The organism is Microbacterium sp. JZ70 (genome assembly GCF_053903225.1).
Window position 1 is genome coordinate 3,252,369 of sequence record NZ_CP096405.1, and the last position, 22,071, is coordinate 3,274,439.

The 22,071-nt window shown below is 65.6% G+C and carries 20 protein-coding genes, 1 tRNA gene and 3 rRNA genes; 8 read left to right on the forward strand and 16 right to left on the reverse strand.

Annotated elements, in window-relative coordinates; translation table 11 throughout:
* Window positions 1–3: 3 nt before the first annotated feature.
* On the reverse strand, window positions 4–300 hold the full coding sequence (locus M1D46_RS14950) for a hypothetical protein (protein WP_421078657.1): 297 nt from the start codon (window positions 298–300) through the stop codon (window positions 4–6).
* 45 nt (window positions 301–345) lie between these two features.
* Window positions 346–951: an NUDIX hydrolase gene (locus M1D46_RS14955; protein ID WP_456283717.1), complete on the reverse strand. Its 606-nt coding sequence runs from the start codon at window positions 949–951 to the stop codon at window positions 346–348.
* Window positions 952–1,026: 75 nt separating this feature from the next.
* Between M1D46_RS14955 and M1D46_RS14960 the strand changes: the two genes are divergently transcribed.
* Window positions 1,027–1,446 carry an N-acetyltransferase family protein gene (locus tag M1D46_RS14960; protein WP_456283718.1) on the forward strand — a complete coding sequence of 140 codons (420 nt, stop codon included), beginning with the start codon at window positions 1,027–1,029 and terminating at the stop codon, window positions 1,444–1,446.
* 57 nt (window positions 1,447–1,503) lie between these two features.
* On the opposite strand, the gene M1D46_RS14965 is transcribed toward M1D46_RS14960, so the two are convergent.
* Window positions 1,504–2,292, reverse strand: coding sequence for a sunset domain-containing protein (locus M1D46_RS14965; protein WP_456285956.1), 789 nt, complete (start codon window positions 2,290–2,292; stop codon window positions 1,504–1,506).
* Here M1D46_RS14965 and M1D46_RS14970 point away from each other — a divergent pair.
* Both M1D46_RS14970 and M1D46_RS14975 read left to right on the forward strand, forming a co-directional pair.
* On the forward strand, window positions 2,252–2,728 hold the full coding sequence (locus M1D46_RS14970; RefSeq protein ID WP_456285957.1) for a hypothetical protein: 477 nt from the start codon (window positions 2,252–2,254) through the stop codon (window positions 2,726–2,728). The two genes, M1D46_RS14965 and M1D46_RS14970, sit on opposite strands and share 41 nt — an antisense overlap.
* Before the next feature lie 61 nt (window positions 2,729–2,789).
* Complete coding sequence (locus M1D46_RS14975) at window positions 2,790–3,581, forward strand: hypothetical protein (protein ID WP_456285958.1); 792 nt, start codon at window positions 2,790–2,792, stop codon at window positions 3,579–3,581.
* 780 nt (window positions 3,582–4,361) lie between these two features.
* Here M1D46_RS14975 and nrdF read toward each other — a convergent pair.
* The 4 genes from nrdF to nrdH are packed head-to-tail and all read right to left on the reverse strand — an operon-like array spanning window position 4,362 to window position 8,218.
* A complete protein-coding gene (gene nrdF / locus M1D46_RS14980) occupies window positions 4,362–5,336 on the reverse strand; it encodes a class 1b ribonucleoside-diphosphate reductase subunit beta (protein WP_456285959.1) in 975 nt (324 codons plus the stop codon).
* A gap of 25 nt (window positions 5,337–5,361) precedes the next feature.
* On the reverse strand, window positions 5,362–7,521 hold the full coding sequence (gene nrdE / locus M1D46_RS14985; RefSeq protein ID WP_271174758.1) for a class 1b ribonucleoside-diphosphate reductase subunit alpha: 2,160 nt from the start codon (window positions 7,519–7,521) through the stop codon (window positions 5,362–5,364).
* Window positions 7,500–7,958 carry a class Ib ribonucleoside-diphosphate reductase assembly flavoprotein NrdI gene (gene nrdI / locus M1D46_RS14990; protein ID WP_271174757.1) on the reverse strand — a complete coding sequence of 153 codons (459 nt, stop codon included), beginning with the start codon at window positions 7,956–7,958 and terminating at the stop codon, window positions 7,500–7,502. Before nrdI ends, nrdE begins: the two co-directional genes overlap by 22 nt.
* A gap of 26 nt (window positions 7,959–7,984) precedes the next feature.
* Window positions 7,985–8,218 carry a glutaredoxin-like protein NrdH gene (gene nrdH / locus M1D46_RS14995; protein ID WP_271174756.1) on the reverse strand — a complete coding sequence of 78 codons (234 nt, stop codon included), beginning with the start codon at window positions 8,216–8,218 and terminating at the stop codon, window positions 7,985–7,987.
* A gap of 352 nt (window positions 8,219–8,570) precedes the next feature.
* Between nrdH and M1D46_RS15000 the strand changes: the two genes are divergently transcribed.
* Window positions 8,571–9,776, forward strand: a complete 1,206-nt coding sequence (locus M1D46_RS15000; RefSeq protein ID WP_456285960.1) for an MFS transporter — start codon at window positions 8,571–8,573, stop codon at window positions 9,774–9,776.
* 6 nt (window positions 9,777–9,782) lie between these two features.
* Here M1D46_RS15000 and M1D46_RS15005 read toward each other — a convergent pair whose 3' ends face one another.
* Window positions 9,783–10,055: a metal-sensitive transcriptional regulator gene (locus tag M1D46_RS15005; protein ID WP_271174754.1), complete on the reverse strand. Its 273-nt coding sequence runs from the start codon at window positions 10,053–10,055 to the stop codon at window positions 9,783–9,785.
* A gap of 76 nt (window positions 10,056–10,131) precedes the next feature.
* Between M1D46_RS15005 and M1D46_RS15010 the strand changes: the two genes are divergently transcribed.
* The gene (locus M1D46_RS15010; protein WP_421076385.1) at window positions 10,132–11,403 is read left to right on the forward strand and encodes a DUF445 domain-containing protein; all 1,272 of its coding nucleotides are present in this window, start codon (window positions 10,132–10,134) and stop codon (window positions 11,401–11,403) included.
* A 57-nt stretch (window positions 11,404–11,460) separates the two neighbouring features.
* Here the strand turns inward: M1D46_RS15010 and rrf are convergent.
* The 8 genes from rrf to galU all read right to left on the reverse strand — a co-directional run bounded on the left by rrf (window position 11,461) and on the right by galU (window position 20,636).
* Window positions 11,461–11,577: ribosomal RNA gene (gene rrf / locus M1D46_RS15015) — 5S ribosomal RNA — on the reverse strand.
* A 102-nt stretch (window positions 11,578–11,679) separates the two neighbouring features.
* A 23S ribosomal RNA gene (locus M1D46_RS15020) occupies window positions 11,680–14,784 on the reverse strand.
* A 356-nt stretch (window positions 14,785–15,140) separates the two neighbouring features.
* Window positions 15,141–16,664 (reverse strand): 16S ribosomal RNA (locus M1D46_RS15025).
* Together the 16S, 23S and 5S rRNA genes form the textbook arrangement of a ribosomal RNA operon.
* Window positions 16,665–17,193: 529 nt before the next feature.
* Window positions 17,194–17,266 (reverse strand) — tRNA-Ala (locus tag M1D46_RS15030).
* Window positions 17,267–17,321: 55 nt separating this feature from the next.
* Window positions 17,322–17,924: an SGNH/GDSL hydrolase family protein gene (locus M1D46_RS15035; RefSeq protein WP_455969999.1), complete on the reverse strand. Its 603-nt coding sequence runs from the start codon at window positions 17,922–17,924 to the stop codon at window positions 17,322–17,324.
* Between the two features lie 89 nt (window positions 17,925–18,013).
* Complete coding sequence (locus M1D46_RS15040) at window positions 18,014–19,018, reverse strand: large exoprotein (protein WP_456285961.1); 1,005 nt, start codon at window positions 19,016–19,018, stop codon at window positions 18,014–18,016.
* Window positions 19,019–19,084: 66 nt separating this feature from the next.
* On the reverse strand, window positions 19,085–19,714 hold the full coding sequence (locus M1D46_RS15045) for a GNAT family N-acetyltransferase (protein ID WP_456285962.1): 630 nt from the start codon (window positions 19,712–19,714) through the stop codon (window positions 19,085–19,087).
* Between the two features lie 34 nt (window positions 19,715–19,748).
* Window positions 19,749–20,636 (reverse strand): UTP--glucose-1-phosphate uridylyltransferase GalU, encoded by an 888-nt coding sequence (gene galU, locus M1D46_RS15050; protein WP_271173541.1) that lies wholly within the window; start codon window positions 20,634–20,636, stop codon window positions 19,749–19,751.
* Window positions 20,637–20,713: 77 nt separating this feature from the next.
* Between galU and M1D46_RS15055 the strand changes: the two genes are divergently transcribed.
* The 3 genes from M1D46_RS15055 to mscL are packed head-to-tail and all read left to right on the forward strand — an operon-like array spanning window position 20,714 to window position 22,065.
* Window positions 20,714–21,301, forward strand: coding sequence for a 5-formyltetrahydrofolate cyclo-ligase (locus M1D46_RS15055; RefSeq protein WP_271173542.1), 588 nt, complete (start codon window positions 20,714–20,716; stop codon window positions 21,299–21,301).
* 31 nt (window positions 21,302–21,332) lie between these two features.
* A complete protein-coding gene (locus tag M1D46_RS15060) occupies window positions 21,333–21,605 on the forward strand; it encodes an FmdB family zinc ribbon protein (RefSeq protein ID WP_456285963.1) in 273 nt (90 codons plus the stop codon).
* A 55-nt stretch (window positions 21,606–21,660) separates the two neighbouring features.
* The gene (gene mscL, locus M1D46_RS15065) at window positions 21,661–22,065 is read left to right on the forward strand and encodes a large conductance mechanosensitive channel protein MscL (RefSeq protein WP_421075461.1); all 405 of its coding nucleotides are present in this window, start codon (window positions 21,661–21,663) and stop codon (window positions 22,063–22,065) included.
* The last annotated feature ends 6 nt before the right edge of the window (window positions 22,066–22,071 follow it).

The following is a 22,071-nucleotide window of genomic DNA, read 5'->3' on the forward strand; positions in this document are numbered from 1 at the left end:
CGCTCAGAGCCGGCGCACCGACAGGAGCGACCATCCCTCGGGCACCTTCGCCTCGAGACTTGCCATGTCGTCGGCCTCGATCTCCGCGATCTCGGTGCTGCGGTACACGCCCACCGCGCTGATCCGCGTCGAGCGCTTGGCCATGGCGACCGTCGCGTCCGTGAGGACGTGCCCCGCCGGGACCTGCGCCTCGAGTGCCTCGCGGACCTCCGCCTGCGTCTCCGCCTCGGCCTCGAGCTTGCCGCTGTCGTTTCGTCTGATCACACCCACGAGCACGCCTTCCAGGGTACGAGGCGTCACCGACACCCTTCGCTGCGAAGAGCGGATGTCGTCGGGCCGCGCGCGTCACCGGGGTGCGGCTCCCGCTCGATGCGGGTCCTGCGCGGTCGCGCCGAGAGGTGGCAGAAGCCCGCTCGCGGCCGCGCACGCGCGGGCCACGATCAGGGAGGGGTCGACGATCTCGCGGCTCGCGATCGCCGCGTCGAGCTCGCGCAGCGCCATGCGGACGAGGCGCACGTCCTCGGACGGGTCGGAAGCGTCCGCGGGTCCGACCGACGTCCAGGCGTCGCAGAAGAAGAGGTGGACGGACCACGCGGAGCGCCCGGGATTGACGGCGAACGTATGCAAGGGCTTCAGCGCACGGGGCGTGAGACCGAGCTCCTCCTCGAGCTCGCGGCGCGCGGCAGCGCTCGGCGACTCGGTCGCGGCGCCGGCGCCACCCGGAAGGTCGTAGATCCACCGGTCGAGCGGATACCGGTACTGGCGCGTGAGGATGACGTCACCGCCGTCGACGACGAGCGTCGCGACCGCGAAGGGAATGCTCTCATCGACCTCGTAGTGCGTTCGCGTTCCGTCCGGGAGAACGACGGCGTGGTCGACAAGGCGCACCCGTCCCGCGTAGACCGCGGTGCGCCCGGTCATCTCCCAGTGCGCTTCGACCTCACTCGTCATGAAGTCACCGTACGACGCGCTCCATGGGGCCGATCACCTCGGCTGTCCCCGGACGCACTCCCCTACCCTGAGAGGATGCGCTGGACCCTCCGCCCCGCCGTCGCGTCGGACGCCGCGTGGATCGCCGAACTGCGAGCCGACGTGCTCCGCGCCGACCTCGAGCGCCTCGGCCGCTACGACCCGGAGCGGGTGCGCACGCGCTTCCTCGCCGCCTTCGATCCCGCTCTCACAAAGGTGATCGTCGTCGACGGAGCCGACTCCGGAACCGTCGCGATCCGGCCATCCGCCGACGGCACGTGGATCGAGCACTTCTATCTGTCGCCGCGCCTGCAGGGGCGCGGAATCGGGACGGCGGTGCTCACGGCGGCGCTCGACGGCGCGGGGCCCTTCCGTCTCAACGTGCTGCAGGGCAGTCCCGCACGTCGGCTCTACGAGCGGATGGGATTCGCGCTCGACAGCGAGGACGAGGTCGACGTGTTCCTCGTCCGACGCTGAGACACAGACGCGAAGAGGGCGGCTCCCGAAGGAGCCGCCCTCTTGGCATGCACGGGGTCAGCGCTTCGAGGCGCGGTAACCCGCCGCTCGAGCGTCCTCCGGGGTTGCGAAGCACTCCTCGGGGTTCGTCGCCTCGTAGAACTGTCCACCGGGCACGTGATAGATCCACTCGCCCGAGCTCGAGCGGTTCCCCTTCACCGGGAATCCGGCGGGGCAGTTCCACGTGCCAGGGACGGGCGACCGCGGAGCTCGGAGGTCCGGGACAGAGGGACCCGAGGCCGGCGCGTACATGGCGATGCCCTCGTAGTTCCAGTTCCGATCCGACGAGCGGAGCCGCTGCGCCTCATCCGCGTTCGCGGTGTAGAAGTGCTTGCGGAAGTTCGGGCTCCAGAATCGGAACACCGGAACCGTACCCGCGCCCGCAGACGGGGCCGAGCAGAAGGCCGTTCCCTCGTAGGACCAGTTCTTGTCCGTGGAGCGCACCTTGGCTGCCTCGTCTGCGCTCGTCGTGTAGAAGTGCGACTCGAACGCGGAAGACCAGAACCTGTGCACCGCGATGGTGCCCGCGGGGCAGACGCCGTTCGAGACGGGCCACACGCGGAAGTCCTGCCCCTCGTACTTCCAGTTCGGATCGGAGGTGTGGAGCTTCAGTGCTTCCGCGGCGTTTGCGGTGTAGAAGTGCGCGTTGTCGAACGTGGCACTCCAGAAGCGGTAGACCGGCTGGCTGGCCGAGGGGTCCGCGCTGGCGGCCTCAGGCGCCGGCGCCGCGTGCGAGGCAACCGGCGCCCCGGGAACGAGGGACAGAGTGAGAAGAAGCCCGAAGGCCAGAGAGAGGGCGCGTCGCATCAGATTCCTGAGAGAGGAAGGGAGGGAGGGAGGGAGGGCACCAGCATATCGACATGCTGAAGCGGCGAAACGCCGGGCAGACGCCAAGAGGGCGGCTCCCGAAAGAGCGCTGCGTGAGGACACGTCGGCTCGCTCGCACCCAGAGATCATCCGCCTCACGCGGGATGCCTGGTGGACAACGCCGGACGACACGCTGACCGGCCGCCGGGATCAGTTCAGGCACATCATCGGCATCGTCGACCTCGTCGACGCACACGCGCCGCACCCAGAACCGAAGTGTGGCGGCCTGCCATCGCCGTGGGCCGAGCTCGACGCCTGGCACCTGCTACTCGCGAACCCGCGCGCACTCGACGAGCCGATCCCGTTCCGCGGGACTCTCGGGCTACGCGAACTCGACGCCGCAACCACCGCCCGCATTCTCGAGGAGCCCCGATGACGACGGCGAACGGACCCAGAATGGGTGGCGTGGACGGAGCGGTACACGTGGCGTCGACCAGGTGCCCGGCCTGATCGACGTGATCCACGACGGCCGGGTGACGCTCGCGTCGTCGCAGACGGACAAGGTGGTGGTGTCCGGGTCGAAGGCGGACATGAACCCACTGCCGTTCCGCCTCGACTCCGTCGACCAGGCCGACGAGCTGTGGGCGGCGCTCATCGAGTACACGCTCGAGGTCGCCGACACCCTCGGGACCGACCGCCCGCACGTGCTCCGCGCGACGTGGTTCCAGCGCGGGAACGTCGCCGGCATCCGCGCCGCCGCGACCGGCCGGGATGTGTCGTGGGCGGCATCTGAGGTCGTCGGGTGGCTCGTCACCAACATGCTCGCCGTCGCGGCGCTCGACGCCTTGCGGGACTCCGAGGAGCACCTGTTCGAGCTCGCGCGGAAGGCCCGCGGTCGGCACACCATCACCCGGCCCGGCGCGCACGCCCCCGCCCCGTGTGCGGCGACGTGGCGGTGCTCGTCGATTGGGCGCACATCCCCGGTGGCATCGGACCCGCCGGTGCCTGCCAGACCTGCGGGTAGACGTACACCTGGCGGAAGGCCTGACCGTGGGCGAGCGGCTGACGTACCGCGAAGCCGCGGCACGAGTGCGCCGCTCGCGCCGCGCCATCCGCCGTTGGCGTCTCAACGGCATGCCAATGACCCAACGACTCCGACGGGCGCCGCGTCGTCCAAGAGCACGTACTCCCCGCCTGGTGGAGGGCCCGCCTCCGAGCCGACCCCATTCACCAGCAGCGCCTCAAGACGCTGGAGAAAGCACCCGACCAGACACGAGCTCGACGAGTAAATTGGTTCGGCGCCGAGAACTGCGGGGCTCGGCGCCGAAGTTTCAACACTCCGGCGCCGAACTTGCGGCGCCGGGAAGATATGGACGATGCTGGGTGTTCCACCAAGCATCGACCGCAAGCTCGAGTGCTCATCCCTTCAGGGCAAACGAAAACGTGGAGGACACCAGCCGAAGCTGGTGCCTCCACGCCTCTCATGAGATGGCTGCTAAGCAGCCGGTTGGGTCAGGCTGCTGCAACAGCCGGATCAACCAGGTACCGAAAAGCGCACTCGTCCTTGCGGTCGATGCACGGGGGGAACGTACTGCCCGCTTCAAAGCGGACGACGTCACCGTACTGATCAGCCCACAGCCCCGTGAACGGGACGCGCTGGCCAGTCTTCCAAGTCCCGTCGGGACCCTTGGGCATATGCACAACAGGCATCTGTCCATTCCAATCCGAGCGACGATCTGTCGCTCTAGTTGGACGTCCAGTAGGTCAGCTCATGATGAGCCACCTCCGAACGTCATCCACGCTCACCCTTGTGGGCGAGCTCTTCATTCCGTGCGCGCGTCGCGCGAACGGAGTCCTCCGGGAACGAGCAAGGGCTCCCGTGAGAGCGCGGGAGCCCTTGCTCGTGAGGTCGCAGGCGAAGCTCAGCGACCATCGTCGGTGATGACGATGGTGCTCGAACGTTGGCAGGATGTGGGCAAGAGCTGCCCCCATCTGCGCCGGGAACATCACATCACTCTGTGTCGCGGTCATCGTCATCACCTCCTCTGTCCTTCTCCGACCTTGGCTTCTCAGAAGTCCCAGTCGTCGTCCTCGGTCGCGACGGCCTTGCCGATCACGTACGACGAGCCCGACCCCGAGAAGAAGTCGTGGTTCTCGTCGGCGTTCGGCGACAGGGCCGAGAGGATCGCGGGGTTCACGTCGGTCACGGTCGACGGGAACATCGCCTCGTAGCCGAGGTTCATGAGCGCCTTGTTCGCGTTGTAGTGCAGGAACTTCTTGACGTCCTCCGTGAGGCCCACGGAGTCGTAGAGGTCCTGCGTGTACTGCACCTCGTTGTCGTAGAGCTCGTAGAGCAGCGAGAACGTGTAGTCCTTGATCTCCGCCTGCTTGGCCTCATCGACCTTCTCGAGCCCCTTCTGGAACTTGTAGCCGATGTAGTAGCCGTGCACGGCCTCGTCGCGGATGATGAGGCGGATGAGGTCGGCCGTGTTGGTGAGCTTCGCGCGGCTGGACCAGTGCATCGGGAGGTAGAAGCCCGAGTAGAAGAGGAAGCTCTCGAGCAGGGTCGAGGCGACCTTGCGCTTGAGCGGCTCATCGCCCCGGTAGTACTCCATGATGATCTGGGCCTTCTTCTGGAGGTTCTGGTTCTCCACCGACCACCGGAAGGCCTCGTCGATCTCCTGCGTCGAGCACAGCGTCGAGAAGATCGACGAGTAGCTCTTCGCGTGCACCGACTCCATGAACGCGATGTTCGTGTAGACGGCCTCCTCGTGCGGCGTCACTGCGTCGGGGATGAGCGAGACGGCGCCGACCGTCGCCTGCACCGTGTCGAGCAGCGTCAGACCCGTGAACACGCGCATGGTCAGCAGCTGCTCGTGCTCGGTGAGCGTGTTCCACGACTGGATGTCGTTGGAGAGCGGCACCTTCTCCGGCAGCCAGAAGTTGCCCGTGAGGCGGTTCCACACCTCCACGTCCTTCTCGTCCTCGATGCGATTCCAGTTGATCGCCTGGACGTGGTCCAGAAGCTGCAGCTTCTCGGTCATCCTCTTCGTTCCTCTTTCTTCGCCGTCAGAGCGTGCAGCTGACGCACATGTCGAGCTCCGTGCCCTCGAGGGCCATCTGACGGAGTCGGATGTAGTAGATCGTCTTGATGCCCTTGCGCCATGCGTAGATCTGCGCCTTGTTGATGTCGCGCGTGGTCGCCGTGTCCTTGAAGAACAGCGTGAGCGACAGGCCCTGGTCGACGTGCTGCGTCGCGGCGGCGTACGTGTCGATGACCTTCTCGTAGCCGATCTCGTACGCGTCCTGGTAGTACTCCAGGTTGTCGTTCGTCATGAACGGCGCCGGGTAGTAGACGCGGCCGAGCTTGCCTTCCTTGCGGATCTCGATCTTCGACGCGATCGGATGGATCGACGACGTCGAGTTGTTGATGTACGAGATCGAGCCGGTCGGCGGCACCGCCTGCAGGTTCTGGTTGTAGATGCCGTGCTTCTGGATGGACTCCTTGAGCTCGACCCAGTCCTGCTGCGTCGGGATGTGGTGGTTCGCGAAGAGCTCCTTCACCTTCTCCGTCTGCGGCACCCACTCCTGCTCGATGTACTTGTCGAAGAACTCGCCCGTGGCGTACTTCGACTCCTCGAAGCCGTCGAACGCCTGGCCGCGCTCGATGGCGAGCTTGTTCGACGCCCGGAGAGCGTGGAACAGCACCGTGTAGAAGTAGATGTTCGTGAAGTCGATGCCCTCTTCCGAGCCGTAGAACACGCGCTCGCGAGCGAGGTAGCCGTGCAGGTTCATCTGCCCGAGGCCGATCGCGTGCGAGCGGTCGTTGCCGTCCTCGATCGATCGGACCGAGCGGATGTGGCTCTGGTCGCTGACCGCGGTGAGCGCGCGGATCGAGGTCTCGACCGTCTGGCCGAAGTCGGGCGAGTCCATCGCGAGCGCGATGTTGAGCGACCCGAGGTTGCAGGAGATGTCCTTGCCGATCTGGTCGTACGAGAGGTCCTCGTTGAGCGTCGTCGGCGTGTTCACCTGCAGGATCTCGCTGCAGAGGTTCGACATGTTGATCCGGCCCTTGATCGGGTTCGCCCGGTTCACCGTGTCCTCGAACATGATGTACGGGTAGCCCGACTCGAACTGGATCTCGGCGAGCGTCTGGAAGAACTTGCGCGCGTTGATCTTCGTCTTCTTGATGCGCGGGTCGTCGACCATCTCGCGGTACTTCTCGGTCACCGCGATGTCGCCGAACGGCACGCCGTAGACGCGCTCGACGTCGTAGGGCGAGAACAGGTACATGTCCTCGTCGTTGCGCGCGAGCTCGAACGTGATGTCGGGCACGACGACACCCAGCGACAGCGTCTTGATGCGGATCTTCTCGTCCGCGTTCTCGCGCTTGGTGTCGAGGAACTTCATGATGTCGGGGTGGTGAGCCGACAGGTACACCGCGCCGGCGCCCTGACGCGCGCCGAGCTGGTTGGCGTAGCTGAACGAGTCCTCGAGCAGCTTCATGACCGGGATGATGCCGCTCGACTGGTTCTCGATCTGCTTGATCGGCGCACCGGCCTCGCGGATGTTCGAGAGGAGGAGCGCGACGCCGCCACCGCGCTTCGAGAGCTGCAGGGCCGAGTTGATGCCGCGCGCGATCGACTCCATGTTGTCCTCGATGCGCAGGAGGAAGCAGCTGACGAGCTCGCCGCGCTGCGCCTTGCCGGCGTTGAGGAACGTCGGCGTCGCAGGCTGGAAGCGACCCGAGATGATCTCGTCCACGAGCTTCCACGCGAGGTCCTGGTCGCCGTCCGCGAGGGCGAGGGCGGTCATGACGACGCGGTCCTCGAAGCGCTCGAGGTAGCGCTTGCCGTCGAACGTCTTGAGCGTGTAGCTCGTGTAGTACTTGAAGGCGCCGAGGAACGTCTCGAAGCGGAACTTCTTGCCGTACGCGAAGGCGTTGAGCTTCTCGATGAACTCGAACGGGTACTTCTCGATGACCGAGCCCTCGTAGTACTCCTTCTCCACGAGGTAGTCCAGGCGCTCCTTGAGCGAGTGGAAGAACACCGTGTTCTGGTTCACGTGCTGCAGGAAGTACTCCCGCGCCGCCCGCTTGTCGGCGTCGAACTGGATCTTCCCGTCCGCGTCGTACAGGTTGAGCATGGCGTTGAGGGCGTGGTAGTCCATGCCGTCGAACTTCACGTTGTGCTTGAAGTCCGCTTCTGTCAGTGCTGTCGCTTCCACCATCGTTCCAATCCGTCGCTCACGCGGTCGACGTCCTCGGGCGTGCCGAACAGTTCGAGCCGGTACAAGTGCGGCACGTGGCACTTGCGGCTGATGATGTCGCCGGCGAGGCAGAACGCATCGCCGAAGTTGGTGTTGCCCGCGGCGATCACACCGCGGATGTGTCGTCTGTTCCGCTCGTCGTTGAGGAAACGGATGACCTGCTTGGGGACGGCGCCCTTCTCCTCGCCGCGTCCTTGGCCCCCGCCGTAGGTGGGGGTCACGAGCACGAAGGGCTCGTCGACGAGGAGGGGCGCCTCCCACGAGTGCAGCGGGATGCGGACGGATCGGATGCCCTCCGAGTGCCGCTCGAGCTTCTCGATGAATCGCGCCGTGTTGCCCGACACGCTCGAGAAGTACACGAGCAGGGGCGCCGTCGTGGCCGAGAGCGTCGCGGTCATGGGGACATCACTCCCGCGCTCCTGGTTCAGACCAGACGGGCGGCGAGCTCGTCGATCTTGTCGGGACGGAAGCCCGACCAGTGGTCCTCGTCGGTCACGACGACCGGCGCCTGCATGTAGCCGAGGGCCTTGACCTGCTCGAGCGCGTCAGCGTCCTGCGAGAGGTCGGTGACCTGGTACTCGATGCCCTTCGCGTCGAGTGCGCGGTAGGTCGCGTTGCACTGCACGCACGAAGGCTTGGTGTAGACCGTGATCGCCATTTCTTTCCCCTCAGATCCGTGTTCGGCCGGCATACCCCTGCCGGGCTCTCAATACTACATATGGGTGCCGACGTTCGGGGGCACCACAAGGGCTAGTAGTTACATCCGTGTGATTTTCCACCGTTCACCACAGCTCCATCCACCGACGCCTCCACAGGGATACAACGCCCGAGCACCCTCGAAAATGCCCGGATCACGCGGTTCTCGCGCCTCTCGGCGGAGGTTCTCCACAGGCGCGAAGCTACGCCCGGCCACCGACATCCGACGTCCTGTGGAGAAGCTCCTTCGGCGTGTCTCGGCGTGTCGTCCGCGGCGCGCCTCGCCCCCATCCCGACGGGATAGCGTGAGAGGCGTGTCTGGCTATCGTGATCTGCTGCGCACGCCCGGCGTCGGCCGCATCATCGCGGCTCAGCTGGCCGCGCGCTTCCCGGGAGGGATGGTCGCACTCGCCGTTCTCCTCCACGTCGAGCACACCCACCACTCCTACGGCGCGGCCGGCACCGTGCTCGCCGCCGTGTCGATCGGCCAGGCCGTCGCCGGACCCGTGACGAGCCGCTGGATGGGCCGCTGGGGCATGCGGCGCGTCCTCGCCCTCACGACGCTCGTCACGTCCGCCGCCATCGCGGCGCTCGCGCTCGTCCCCGCGCCGCTGCCCGTGACCATCCTCTTCGGCCTCATCGCCGGTCTCGCTTCGCCTCCCGTGCAGTCGGCTGTCCGCACCATCTACCCGAAGATGGTCAACGCGTCGCAGCTGACCGCGCTGTACTCGCTCGACGCGTCGCTGCAGGAGATCATCTGGATCGCAGGCCCCGTGCTCATCACCTTCGTGTCGACGCAGATCTCGACCGTCGTGGGCCTGGTCATGATCGTCGGCTTCACGATCGCGGGAGGCACGTGGTTCATCCTCTCCCCCGAGCTCGGACGCGTGCGCATCCCCCGCAGCCGGCGCTCGTTCGGACGCGTGCTGCGTGGGCCGACCGTCGTGCTGACCACCGTGCTCGGCTTCCTCCTCATCGGCGCGTGCGCCGCGGCGGAGGCGGGCGTCGTCGCGTCGTTCGGGGAGGGCGCGGTCGAGTCGGGCTTCATCCTCGCGGTCTTCGCCGTCGGGAGCTTCGTGGGCGGCCTGGCCTTCGGCAACCTCCCGATGTCGCCGTGGTCCATGGCCCGTCGCTACGCGATCATCGCGGTCGGCATGGGGCTCACGCTCGTCTCCCTGGACGCGTGGTGGCTGGGCGGATCGCTCGTCATCGCGGGGCTCGGCATCGCTCCCGTGCTCGCGATGTCGTTCGCCATCACCTCGGCGAGCGTGAAGTTCAGCGAGACGGCCGAGGCCTACGGATGGATCAACACCGGCCAGCTCATCGGCGCCGCGCTCGGCTCGGCGATCGCCGGCTTCATGATCGACGGCGTCGGGCCGCGCGGCGCCATGATGACCGCCCTCGGCTTCATCGTGCTCGGGCTCGTCGTCGCGATCGTGTGCGTGCGCGGCTTCCCGGATCTGCGCGGCCGGGACGCGTCTCCGATCCCCGACACCGAGCCGGTCCAGACCCTCCCGTAGAGCGGGTCACTTCCCGTCGAAGTCGAAGGCGCGCAGGAGCTCGGCGACGGCCTGCTCGCGGTGGTCGCCTCCGCTCTCGAACATGTGCGTGACATGCGTGCGCAGGTGGTTCTCGAGGAGAAGCCTGTTGAGCGATTCGAGCGACCGCTGGATGGCCCGGGACTGCGTGATGATGTCCATGCAGTAGTCCTCGTCCTCGATCATGCGACCGAGACCGCGCAGCTGCCCCTCGAGGATGCGCGTGCGGTGCAGCGCACGCTTCTGGATGTCGTCGATCACCGCGCCAGCGTACCGCGCGCAGCAGGGTGCGGGCTCCGCTCGTCCGGCCGCCGGACCCGCGTGCGAGGATCGAGCCATGCCGCGCACACCGACTGAGCTGCTGTCCCCCGCTGACCGCGAGCGCCTCGCCTCGCTGCGTCGGATGAAGGCCGTCGCCCTCGGCGCTCTCCTCCTCATGGCCGCCCTCTTCGTGCTGGGCTTCGCGCTGCAGGAATCGGTCCCGGCGCTCGCCTACCTGCGCGCGGCGGCAGAGGGCGGGATGGTCGGCGCACTCGCCGACTGGTTCGCTGTCACAGCGCTGTTCCGGCGTCCGCTCGGCCTTCCCATCCCCCACACGGCGATCATCCCGTCGCGAAAGGACGAGATCGGGCGCTCGCTCGGGGAGTTCGTCGAGACGAATTTCCTCTCCTCACCCGTCGTCCGCGGCAAGCTGCAGTCGGCGCGCATCTCGGAGCGCCTCGGCGCGTGGCTCGCGCAGCCTGCGCACGCCGAGCGGGTGTCCTCCGAGGGAGCGGCGATGGCGCAGGGCGTGCTGCGGGCGCTGAGCGACGACGACGTGCAGGACCTCGTGGCGGCGCTCGCCCGTGAGCACCTCATCGAGCCGGAGTGGGGCACGCCCGCCGGCGTGTGGCTCGAGCGCATCGTGGAGACGGGAGCGCACCACGCCGCCGTGGATCTCGCGGCGGACAGCCTCTCGAGCTGGCTCGCCGACAACCGCGATGCCTTCGCGGGCCTCGTGTCGCGGCGGCTTCCGTCCTGGGTGCCCTCGCTCGCTCACCGCGTCGTCGACGGCGCGCTCTACAACGAGACCGTGGCCTTCGTCGATGCCGTGCGAGCGGATGGCGCCCATCCCGCCAGGAAGGCGATCGACCGCTATCTCGCGCGTCTCGCTGACAGCCTGCAGCACGACGCGGAGACCCGCGCGAAGCTCGAGGGCGCGAAGGTCGCCGTGTTCGACAGCCCGCGCGTCCGAGAGCTCGCCGGAAGCGCATGGGAGACCGCGAAGAACGGCCTCATCGTCTCGCTCGGCGACGAGCGCAGCGCGCTGCGCACGCGGATGCGCGAGGCGCTCATCGAGATCGGCGGGCGCCTGGGCTCCGATCGGGCCATCCAGCGTCGCGTCGACGGATGGGTGGTGGACGCGGCGGGATTCCTCGTCGAGCGCTACCGCCACGACATCGCGTCGATCATCACCGACACGGTCGAGAAGTGGGACGCCGAGGAGACGACCGAGAAGATCGAACTGCTCGTGGGCCGCGACCTGCAGTACATCCGCCTCAACGGAACCGTCGTGGGGGCGCTCGCGGGCCTCGTGATCTTCTCCGTGGCCCACGCGGTGTTCGGGTGATGCCCGTGTGATGCACGAAAGGCCACCCGGCGTTGGGTGGCCTTTCGTTCAGGTTAAGTCCGGCGGTGTCCTACTCTCCCACAAGGTCCCCCTTGCAGTACCATCGGCGCTGAGAGGCTTAGCTTCCGGGTTCGGAATGTGGCCGGGCGTTTCCCTCTCGCTATGACCGCCGAAACATCTGGTGATGTGTTCGACATCAAGCTTTCTCTATGAAAGTTTCTGGTGCCCGTACATCGGGAACCACAAAGTGGACGCGAGCACCGCAGAAGACGGTGTGTTATCAAGTCATCGGCTTATTAGTACCAGTCAGCTGCACCCATTGCTGGGCTTCCACGTCTGGCCTATCAACCCAGTAGTCTGCTGGGAGCCTCTCCACCCGAAGGTGATGGAAGTCTCATCTTGAGGCCGGCTTCCCGCTTAGATGCTTTCAGCGGTTATCCATCCCGAACGTAGCCAACCAGCGGTGCCCTTGGCAGGACAACTGGCACACCAGAGGTTCGTCCAACCCGGTCCTCTCGTACTAGGGTCAGATCCTCTCAAACTTCCTACGCGCGCAGCGGATAGGGACCGAACTGTCTCACGACGTTCTAAACCCAGCTCGCGTACCGCTTTAATGGGCGAACAGCCCAACCCTTGGGACCTACTCCAGCCCCAGGATGCGACGAGCCGACATCGAGGTGCCAAACCATGCCGTCGATATGGACTCTTGGGCAAGATCAGCCTGTTATCCCCGAGGTACCTTTTATCCGTTGAGCGACAGCGCTTCCACAAGCCACTGCCGGATCACTAGTCCCGACTTTCGTCCCTGCTCGACCTGTCAGTCTCACAGTCAAGCTCCCTTGTGCACTTACACTCGCCACCTGATTGCCAACCAGGTTGAGGGAACCTTTGGGCGCCTCCGTTACTCTTTGGGAGGCAACCGCCCCAGTTAAACTACCCACCAGGCACTGTCCCTGAACCGGATCACGGTCCGAAGTTAGATATCCAGAGTGACCAGAGTGGTATTTCAACAACGACTCCACAATGACTGGCGTCACTGCTTCACAGTCTCCCACCTATCCTACACAAGCCACACCGAACACCAATACCAAGCTGTAGTAAAGGTCACGGGGTCTTTCCGTCCTGCTGCGCGTAACGAGCATCTTTACTCGTAATGCAATTTCGCCGAGTTCGTGGTTGAGACAGTTGGGAAGTCGTTACGCCATTCGTGCAGGTCGGAACTTACCCGACAAGGAATTTCGCTACCTTAGGATGGTTATAGTTACCACCGCCGTTTACCGGGGCTTAAATTCTCAGCTTCGCCTTGCGGCTGACCGGTCCTCTTAACCTTCCGGCACCGGGCAGGCGTCAGTCCGTATACATCGTCTTGCGACTTCGCACGGACCTGTGTTTTTAATAAACAGTCGCTACCCACTGGTCTCTGCGGCCCACACACGCTTTCGAAGCAAGTTCTAATACGCGCTGGGCCCCCCTTCTCCCGAAGTTACGGGGGCATTTTGCCGAGTTCCTTAACCACGATTATCTCGATCTCCTCGGTATTCTCTACCTGACCACCTGAGTCGGTTTGGGGTACGGGCGGCTAGAACCTCGCGTCGATGCTTTTCTCGGCAGCATAGGATCACCCACTTTTCATCCCCATCACATCTCAGCCACATGAGCCACGGATTTGCCTATGGCTCGGCCTACATGCTTGGACCAGGACAACCATCGCCTGGCTTGGGCTACCTTCCTGCGTCACACCTGTTAATACGCTAACCGCACCAGCATGGGGTCGCGCGCTCCACCAGACGGTGCCACCCGAAGGCGGCGATGTCTGGCTTTGGGCGCTTAGCACCACTGGATTGATTGGGGCGGTTCTTCGCCGGTACGGGAATATCAACCCGTTGTCCATCGACTACGCCTGTCGGCCTCGCCTTAGGTCCCGACTTACCCAGGGAAGATTAGCTTGACCCTGGAACCCTTGGTCTTCCGGAGGACGTGTTTCTCACACGTCTTTCGCTACTCATGCCTGCATTCTCACTCGTGTGGCCTCCACGGCTGGATCACTCCGCCGCTTCACCGCCCACACGACGCTCTCCTACCCATCAACACGGCTGGACCACGAAGGCCTACCAAAAATGTCAATGCCACAACTTCGGTGGCGTGCTTGAGCCCCGTTACATTGTCGGCGCGGAATCACTTGACCAGTGAGCTATTACGCACTCTTTCAAGGGTGGCTGCTTCTAAGCCAACCTCCTGGTTGTCTGAGCAACTCCACATCCTTTCCCACTTAGCACGCGCTTAGGGACCTTAGATGGTGGTCTGGGTTGTTTCCCTCTCGACGATGAAGCTTATCCCCCACCGTCTCACTGCTGCGCTCTCACTTACCGGCATTCGGAGTTTGGCTGACGTCAGTAACCTTGTAGGGCCCATCGGCCATCCAGTAGCTCTACCTCCGGCAAGAAACACGCAACGCTGCACCTAAATGCATTTCGGAGAGAACCAGCTATCACGAAGTTTGATTGGCCTTTCACCCCTATCCACAGCTCATCCCCTCAGTTTTCAACCTAAGTGGGTTCGGCCCTCCACGACGTCTTACCGTCGCTTCAGCCTGGCCATGGATAGATCACTTCGCTTCGGGTCTAGGACACGCGACTAAACTCGCCCTATTCAGACTCGCTTTCGCTACGGCTGCCCCACACGGGTTAACCTCGCCACGTATCACTAACTCGCAGGCTCATTCTTCAAAAGGCACGCCGTCACCCCAACAAGGAGGCTCCGACGGTTTGTAAGCAAACGGTTTCAGGTACTATTTCACTCCCCTCCCGGGGTACTTTTCACCTTTCCCTCACGGTACTTGTCCGCTATCGGTCATCTGGGAGTATTTAGGCTTACCAGGTGGTCCTGGCAGATTCACACGGGATTTCACGGGCCCCGTGCTACTTGGGATACCACTCGCGGCAGGAAACGCATGTCGACTACGGGGCTACCACCCGCTCTGGCCGGCCATTCAAAACCGTTCGTCTATACGCACCTGTACCACCGAGACCTGCGGCAGCGGTCTCAGAATGGTCCCACAACCCCGAACGTGCAACACCTGCCGGCTATCACACACGATCCGGTTTAGCCTCATCCGCTTTCGCTCGCCACTACTCACGGAATCACTGTTGTTTTCTCTTCCTGTGGGTACTGAGATGTTTCACTTCCCCACGTTCCCTCTACCCGCCCTATATATTCAGACGGGAGTCACCAGGTCAGCACGCCGCCTGGCGGGGTTTCCCCATTCGGAAATCCTCGGATCACAGCCCGCTTATCGGCTCCCCAAGGCTTATCGCAGATTGCTACGTCCTTCTTCGGCTCCAGATGCCAAGGCATCCACCGTTTGCTCTTAAAGACTTGAAATCACATGAGCCACAGAACCCCCGAAAGGATCCTGTGTTCGCTTCTTTAAGATGCTCGCGTCCACTGTGTAGTTCTCAAAGTACGGGCGGCACCCCCCCTCCCCGACCAGACAGCCGGCTCAGACGAGGCCCACAAGGAAACAGACACCCGAAAGCGCCTGGTCCCTCAGGACCCAACAGCGTGCAGGCGCCCCGCTCACCGAACCCCCGTTCCCACCCGACCCGAAGGCCAGACGTACTAGAAGGACTCAGCTGCGCTGACGCCTTGTCAAATGTTCCACCCATGAGCAACCCGTCGAGAACATTCGCCTCGAAACGGGCCTCTGCGAACCCCGAAGGGTTCGAGATGCTCCTTAGAAAGGAGGTGATCCAGCCGCACCTTCCGGTACGGCTACCTTGTTACGACTTAGTCCTAATTACCGATCCCACCTTCGACAGCTCCCTCCCACAAGGGGTTAGGCCACCGGCTTCAGGTGTTACCGACTTTCATGACTTGACGGGCGGTGTGTACAAGACCCGGGAACGTATTCACCGCAGCGTTGCTGATCTGCGATTACTAGCGACTCCGACTTCATGAGGTCGAGTTGCAGACCTCAATCCGAACTGGGACCGGCTTTTTGGGATTCGCTCCACCTCACGGTATTGCAGCCCTTTGTACCGGCCATTGTAGCATGCGTGAAGCCCAAGACATAAGGGGCATGATGATTTGACGTCATCCCCACCTTCCTCCGAGTTGACCCCGGCAGTATCCCATGAGTTCCCACCATAACGTGCTGGCAACATAGAACGAGGGTTGCGCTCGTTGCGGGACTTAACCCAACATCTCACGACACGAGCTGACGACAACCATGCACCACCTGTACACCGACCAAAAAGGGGCGACTGTTTCCAGACGTTTCCGGTGTATGTCAAGCCTTGGTAAGGTTCTTCGCGTTGCATCGAATTAATCCGCATGCTCCGCCGCTTGTGCGGGTCCCCGTCAATTCCTTTGAGTTTTAGCCTTGCGGCCGTACTCCCCAGGCGGGGAACTTAATGCGTTAGCTGCGTCACGGAGACCGTGGAAAGGCCCCCACAACTAGTTCCCAACGTTTACGGGGTGGACTACCAGGGTATCTAAGCCTGTTTGCTCCCCACCCTTTCGCTCCTCAGCGTCAGTAACGGCCCAGAGATCTGCCTTCGCCATCGGTGTTCCTCCTGATATCTGCGCATTCCACCGCTACACCAGGAATTCCAATCTCCCCTACCGCACTCTAGTCTGCCCGTACCCACTGCAGGCCCGAGGTTGAGCCTCGGGTTTTCACAGCAGACGCGACAAACCGCCTACGAGCTCTTTACGCCCAATAATTCCGGATAACGCTTGCGCCCTACGTATTACCGCGGCTGCTGGCACGTAGTTAGCCGGCGCTTTTTCTGCAGGTACCGTCACTTTCGCTTCTTCCCTGCTAAAAGAGGTTTACAACCCGAAGGCCGTCATCCCTCACGCGGCGTTGCTGCATCAGGCTTCCGCCCATTGTGCAATATTCCCCACTGCTGCCTCCCGTAGGAGTCTGGGCCGTGTCTCAGTCCCAGTGTGGCCGGTCACCCTCTCAGGCCGGCTACCCGTCGACGCCTTGGTGAGCCACTACCTCACCAACAAGCTGATAGGCCGCGAGCCCATCCCCAACCGAAAAATCTTTCCCACCACAGACCATGCGGCCATGATGCATATCCGGTATTAGCAACCGTTTCCGGCTGTTATCCCAGAGTCAGGGGCAGGTTGCTCACGTGTTACTCACCCGTTCGCCACTAATCCACCCAGCAAGCTGGGCTTCATCGTTCGACTTGCATGTGTTAAGCACGCCGCCAGCGTTCATCCTGAGCCAGGATCAAACTCTCCGTAAAAAACGAAAGCAGACACCCACCCGGGAAAACGGACAGGCACCTGCGAGTTCAATCATGACCAAAAAGGATGCCAAAAACTGACAACCATAAAATTTGATCCAAAGGAATTCTCAACCAGCCGAAGCTGGACGAGGATAATTTGGCATTTGACAAGTGCACGCTGTTGAGTTCTCAAGGATCAGACGCACCCAGCCCCACGACTCCCGCCGCGGCCCTCCGGGGCAACCATCCACCCCCAGCACCAGCAAGACCACAGCCTCACCAGAACCAGGGATTGTGTTGTACGTCGCAGACCTGGGGCGGGGAACCTTCCGGCTCAACCTCACCGCTTGGCGGCGACAAGGGAATACATTACGCCGAACCCCCACCCCCAGCAAACCCACCCACCACCCGGGCGTGTCGCGAGCCGGAGGCAGGGCCAGCACGGCCGCGCCCCGACGACTCCTGCTCGGCGCCGACGTGCCGGACGCCGGATACGACGAAGCCCCCGTCCGATGGACGGGGGCTTGTCGACTGTCTCAACTCAGTGTGGACCCAGGGGGATTCGAACCCCCGACCTTCTCATTGCGAACGAGACGCGCTACCAACTGCGCCATGGGCCCTTGCAACTCGAGATACATTACCAGACCCCGAGCCGCTTGCAGAAACCGAGGCGCGTCAGGCGCGTCGCCAGGCGTCGAGCCATGCGTCCGCGATCCGCCGCGCGCCCTCGGCAGAGGGGTGGACGCCGTCAGGCGCGAGCGCGGCAGCACCCACGGTGCGGGCGGCCTCGGTGAGCAGACGGTGCAGCGGCACGAAGGACGCGCCGTGCTCCTCCGCGAGACGCGCGATGACCTCTCGCTTCGCCGCGAGGTCGTCGAGCCACCCCTCCTGATCGTCGCGCACGGGCAGGACGAACGGCTCCACGAGGATGAGCCGTGCGCGGCGCGCGGCGTCACTCGCGAGCAGCCGGCGCACGGTCGCCTCGAAGTCCTCGGCGCTGGTGGGGTCGTCGCGATCGAAGCGCCGCCAGGTGTCGTTGACGCCGATGTAGACGGTGAGCACGTCCGGCTCGGCTGCCTCCACGTCCTCGTTCCAGCGGCGCTCGAGGTCGACGGCGCGGTCTCCCCCGACCCCGACGTTCACGACGTGCACCTCATCGCCGAGCGTCTCGGCGATGAGGTGCACGTAACCGTGTCCGAGCGAGGCGGCGTGCGAGCGATCGCGACCGGCATCGGTGATCGAGTCTCCGACGAACACGAGTCGAGCGGGGCGGGTCATCGTTCTCCTTCGAGCGGGACGGACGGGCTCCGACCCGCCGAGAGCGTCTCACGATCGGGGCGTCGCCGCACCGGATCGGACATCTGCGGTCATCCGGCCGCGCGGCGGGCGAGCAGCTCGCGCACGTGCGCCTCGATCTCGGCGTCGTCGACGAACCCCATGCGCGCATACGGCGACGCCGGCTGCTGCTGACGGGCCGCAGTGATCGGCACCGGCGCGGGAGCCTGGGCCGCGATCTGCGTGCGCAGAGCCTCCTCGCGCGCGGCCGCGCGGAGCGCCTCGTGTGCGCGCGCGCCGTCGAGCGCGAGCGCGGCGCGCGAGCCGGAGACGCTCGTCAGCGGCGCCGGGAGCGAGCGCGGCGTCCAGCCGCGGTCCTCGGGGTCCATGAGCGCGGGCGCGGCCCGGCGGACCACCGGGGCCGCCTCGGCGATCGGCGCAGCCGCCGGGGCCGCCGGGCGCTTCGCGCGACGCGCGACCGCGGCCATCCGATTCAGCGTCTGCAGCGCCACGAGCGTCGCGACGGCACCGCCCGCCAGCCACCACCCGGCTCCGCCCTGCGCGAGGGCCGCGACGCCGACGGGGATTGCCGCGAGGCCAGCGAGCAGGACGACGGTGGCGGCCATCCGCACGGCGCGACGGGCGCGCGCCTGGCGCGCGCGGAGCACCTCGGGAGCGCGGCGCGCGGCGTCGAGCTCCCGTCGGCGGCGCTCCGCCTCGAGCTCCAGCTCACGGCGCCGGCGTTCGCGACCGGCCGCGGCCTCGTCGCGCTCGCGCTCGAGGCGCGCCTGAACCTCCATCCGCTTGCGCTCGAGCTCGAGGCGGTCGCGCTCGGCGCGCAGCCGCTCGTCCTCGGCGCGCAGCTGACGCACGAGCTTCTCCTGCGCGCGTGCCTCGCGCGCGCTCAGCTCGACGCGGATCTCGTCGGGCGTCTCGCTCGTCTCCGCGAGCACGCGCAGAGCCTGGTTGAGCCGGACCGCGTTGCGCTCGGCGGCGTTGTAGCGCATGCGCGCCTGCCAGGTCGGGAGGAGGTAGACGATCCAGAGCAGCACGGCGACCGCGATGATCACGCCGCCGCCCAGCATCTGCCCGCCCATGAAGACAAAGGTAGGCGACGACGGTGCGCGGCCCGCGCTCGCGCCCGCGTGTCGCGCGCGGAGCGGTCAGGAGGCGAGTGTGTCGCTCGGCGGGATGGCCGCGGCGTCGGTGGGCGCGCGACCGCTGACCCAGCGGGCGAGGACGCCTTCCGGCACCTCTTCGCGGACGAGGGCGAAGGCGTAGTGGTCGCGCCAGTCGCCGTCGATGTGGATGTACCGACGGCGCAGCCCCTCGTACCGGAATCCGAGCTTCTGGACCACGCGCAGGCTCGGCACGTTCTCGGGCCGGATGCAGATCTCCATGCGGTGCAGACGGAGATCGGTGAAGCAGAGGTCGGTCGCGAGCGCGACGGCTGTCGGGGTGATGCCGCGGCCCGCGAAGCGCTCACTCACCCAGTAGCCGATCGTCGCGGACGAGAGGGAGCCGCGGGCGATCCCCCACACGTTGAGCTGACCGCAGACGGCGCCCTCGTACTCCATGACGAGGGGCACGCCCACGCCGTCGCGGTACTGCTGCAGCAGGCGCCGGATGCCGGCGCGCATGTCGAAGGAGATGGCGCCGTCGGGGTTCGTCGCCTCCCACGGGCGCAGCCACGATCGGTTCGCGAGCAGCTCCTGCTGGAGGGTGCGCGCGTCCCGCGGACGCACGAGTCGGATGGACACCGCGCCGTGTTCACGCCACGCCTGGGTATCCATCCGACTCCTCGGCAGATGTCTCGAGCGACCGGGCTCAGAGAGTGGTCGCGAACTCCTTGAACCAGGGTCGCAGGTCCGGGCCGAGGTCGGCGCGGTCCGCGGCGAGCTGGACGATGGCCTTGATGTAGTCGAGGCGGTCGCCCGTGTCGTAGCGGCGCCCGCGGAAGATGACGCCGTAGACCCCGGGGCCCGCTTCGTCGGCCGCGACCTCCTGCAGCGCGTCGGTCAGCTGGATCTCGCCGCCCTTGCCGGGCTCCGTGCGCTCGAGCACATCGAAGATCGCGGGGGTCAGCACGTAGCGGCCGATGATCGCGAGGTTCGACGGCGCGTCCTCCTTGGCGGGCTTCTCGACGAGGCCCTTCACGCGGACGACGCCCTCGGTGTCGGTCGGCTCGACGTCGGCGCAGCCGTACATGTGGATCTGGTCGGGGTCGACCTCCATGAGGGCGATGACCTGCGCGCCGCGCTTGGCCTGCTCGTCGATCATCGTCGTGAGCAGCTCGTCGCGCTCGTCGATGAGGTCGTCGCCCAGGAGGACGGCGAACGGCGAGTCGCCCACGTGAGCCTGGGCGCGCAGCACCGCGTGACCGAGGCCCTTGGGGTCGCCCTGGCGGACGAAGTGGATGTCGGCGAGGTCGCTGGATGCCTGGACGCGCTCGAGACGGCCGGTGTCGCCCTTCTTCTCGAGGTTGCGCTCGAGCTCGGGCACCGAGTCGAAGTGGTTCGCGAGCGCGTTCTTGTTGCGCCCGATGATCATCAGCACATCGCGGATGCCGGCGGCGACAGCCTCTTCGACGACGTACTGGATCGCCGGCTTGTCGACGACCGGCAGCATCTCCTTGGGCGTGGCCTTCGTCGCCGGAAGGAAGCGCGTGCCCAGCCCGGCGGCGGGGATGACCGCCTTGATCTTCGGTGAATCCATGCTGACAGCCTAGGCGATGCCCCGTTATCCGCCTGTGATCGCCCTGCGACACGGGGCGCGTCTCCTAGGATCGGGACATGCCCGGAGAGCTCGATCAGGCCAAGCGCGCCCTGCGCGCGGAGATCCGCGAGCGCCGCCAGCTGCTCTCGCCCGCGCAGCGCGAGGCGGCGGGAGAGGGCATCCACCGCGAGCTCGACGCGCTCGTCGCGCGTCTGGGCGCGCGCTCCCTGTCCTGCTACCTGTCGGGCCCGACCGAGCCGGACACGCGCCCGTTCATCCGCTCCGCCCTCGAGCGCGGCCTCCGCGTGCTGCTGCCGATCACGCGTGCAGACGGCCTCCTGGACTGGACGGCCGCGAGCGCGGACGGCGACGAGATCGAGAGCGCGTACGGCGTTCCCGAGGCCGTCGGCGAGGTGCTCGGGCCGATCGCGGTCAACGACGTCGATCTCCTCGTCGTGCCCGCGTCGGCCGTGGACGGCGAGGGGCTCCGGATGGGCTGGGGCCGGGGCTTCTACGACAAGACGCTCGGCTCGATGGCGCACAGGCCGCCTGTATACGCGGTGATCTATGATTCCGAGTTGGTCGATCGCGTTCCGCGCGATCTCCATGATCAGTCCGTCGACGGCGTCGTGACCCCGACGCGCACCGTCGCGTTCCGCGGCTGACGACTCCGCTCCATCATCCGAACGAGGACCCATGCCCACATACGCCTACGCCTGCAAGTCCTGTGGCCACCGGTTCGACGCCGTCCAGGCCTTCAGCGACCCGTCGCTCACCGAGTGCCCCGAGTGCGGGGGCGAGCTGCGCAAGCAGTACGGCTCGATCGGCGTGACGTTCAACGGCGCGGGCTTCTACCGCACGGACTCTCGGAATGCTGCGTCCTCCTCCGGCGCGGGTGCTGGATCCGCGTCCTCGTCTGCGCCATCATCGGGGTCGGGAGCCTCCGCTCCCGCCGCGGCCGGCGCCTGACGCCCCGCGGTTCGACTTCTCGCCGGCGTCGTCGGCAGATGGGGGAACCACCACCATGATCCAGGGCTTCAAGGAGTTCATCTCCCGCGGCAACGTCATCGACCTCGCGGTCGCGGTCATCATCGGCGCCGCGTTCGCCGCGATCGTCACGGCCGTCGTCGACAACCTCGTCAACCCGCTCATCGGCGCCTTCGTGCCCTCGGGCGACCTCGCCAGCTGGGTCATCCCGATCCCGGGCCTCTTCGCCACGGCGAACCTCGGCATCGGCGGCATCATCTCGGCGATCATCAACTTCCTCGCGGTGGCCGCCGTCGTGTACTTCGCGCTCGTGCTGCCGATGAACAAGCTCGCCGAGCGCCGCAAGGCCAAGCTCGGCGTCACCGAGGACGTCCCCGCTCCCACGCAGGAGGAGCTCCTCGCGGAGATCCGCGACCTGCTCGCGAAGCAGGGCTCCCGCTGACCCGCG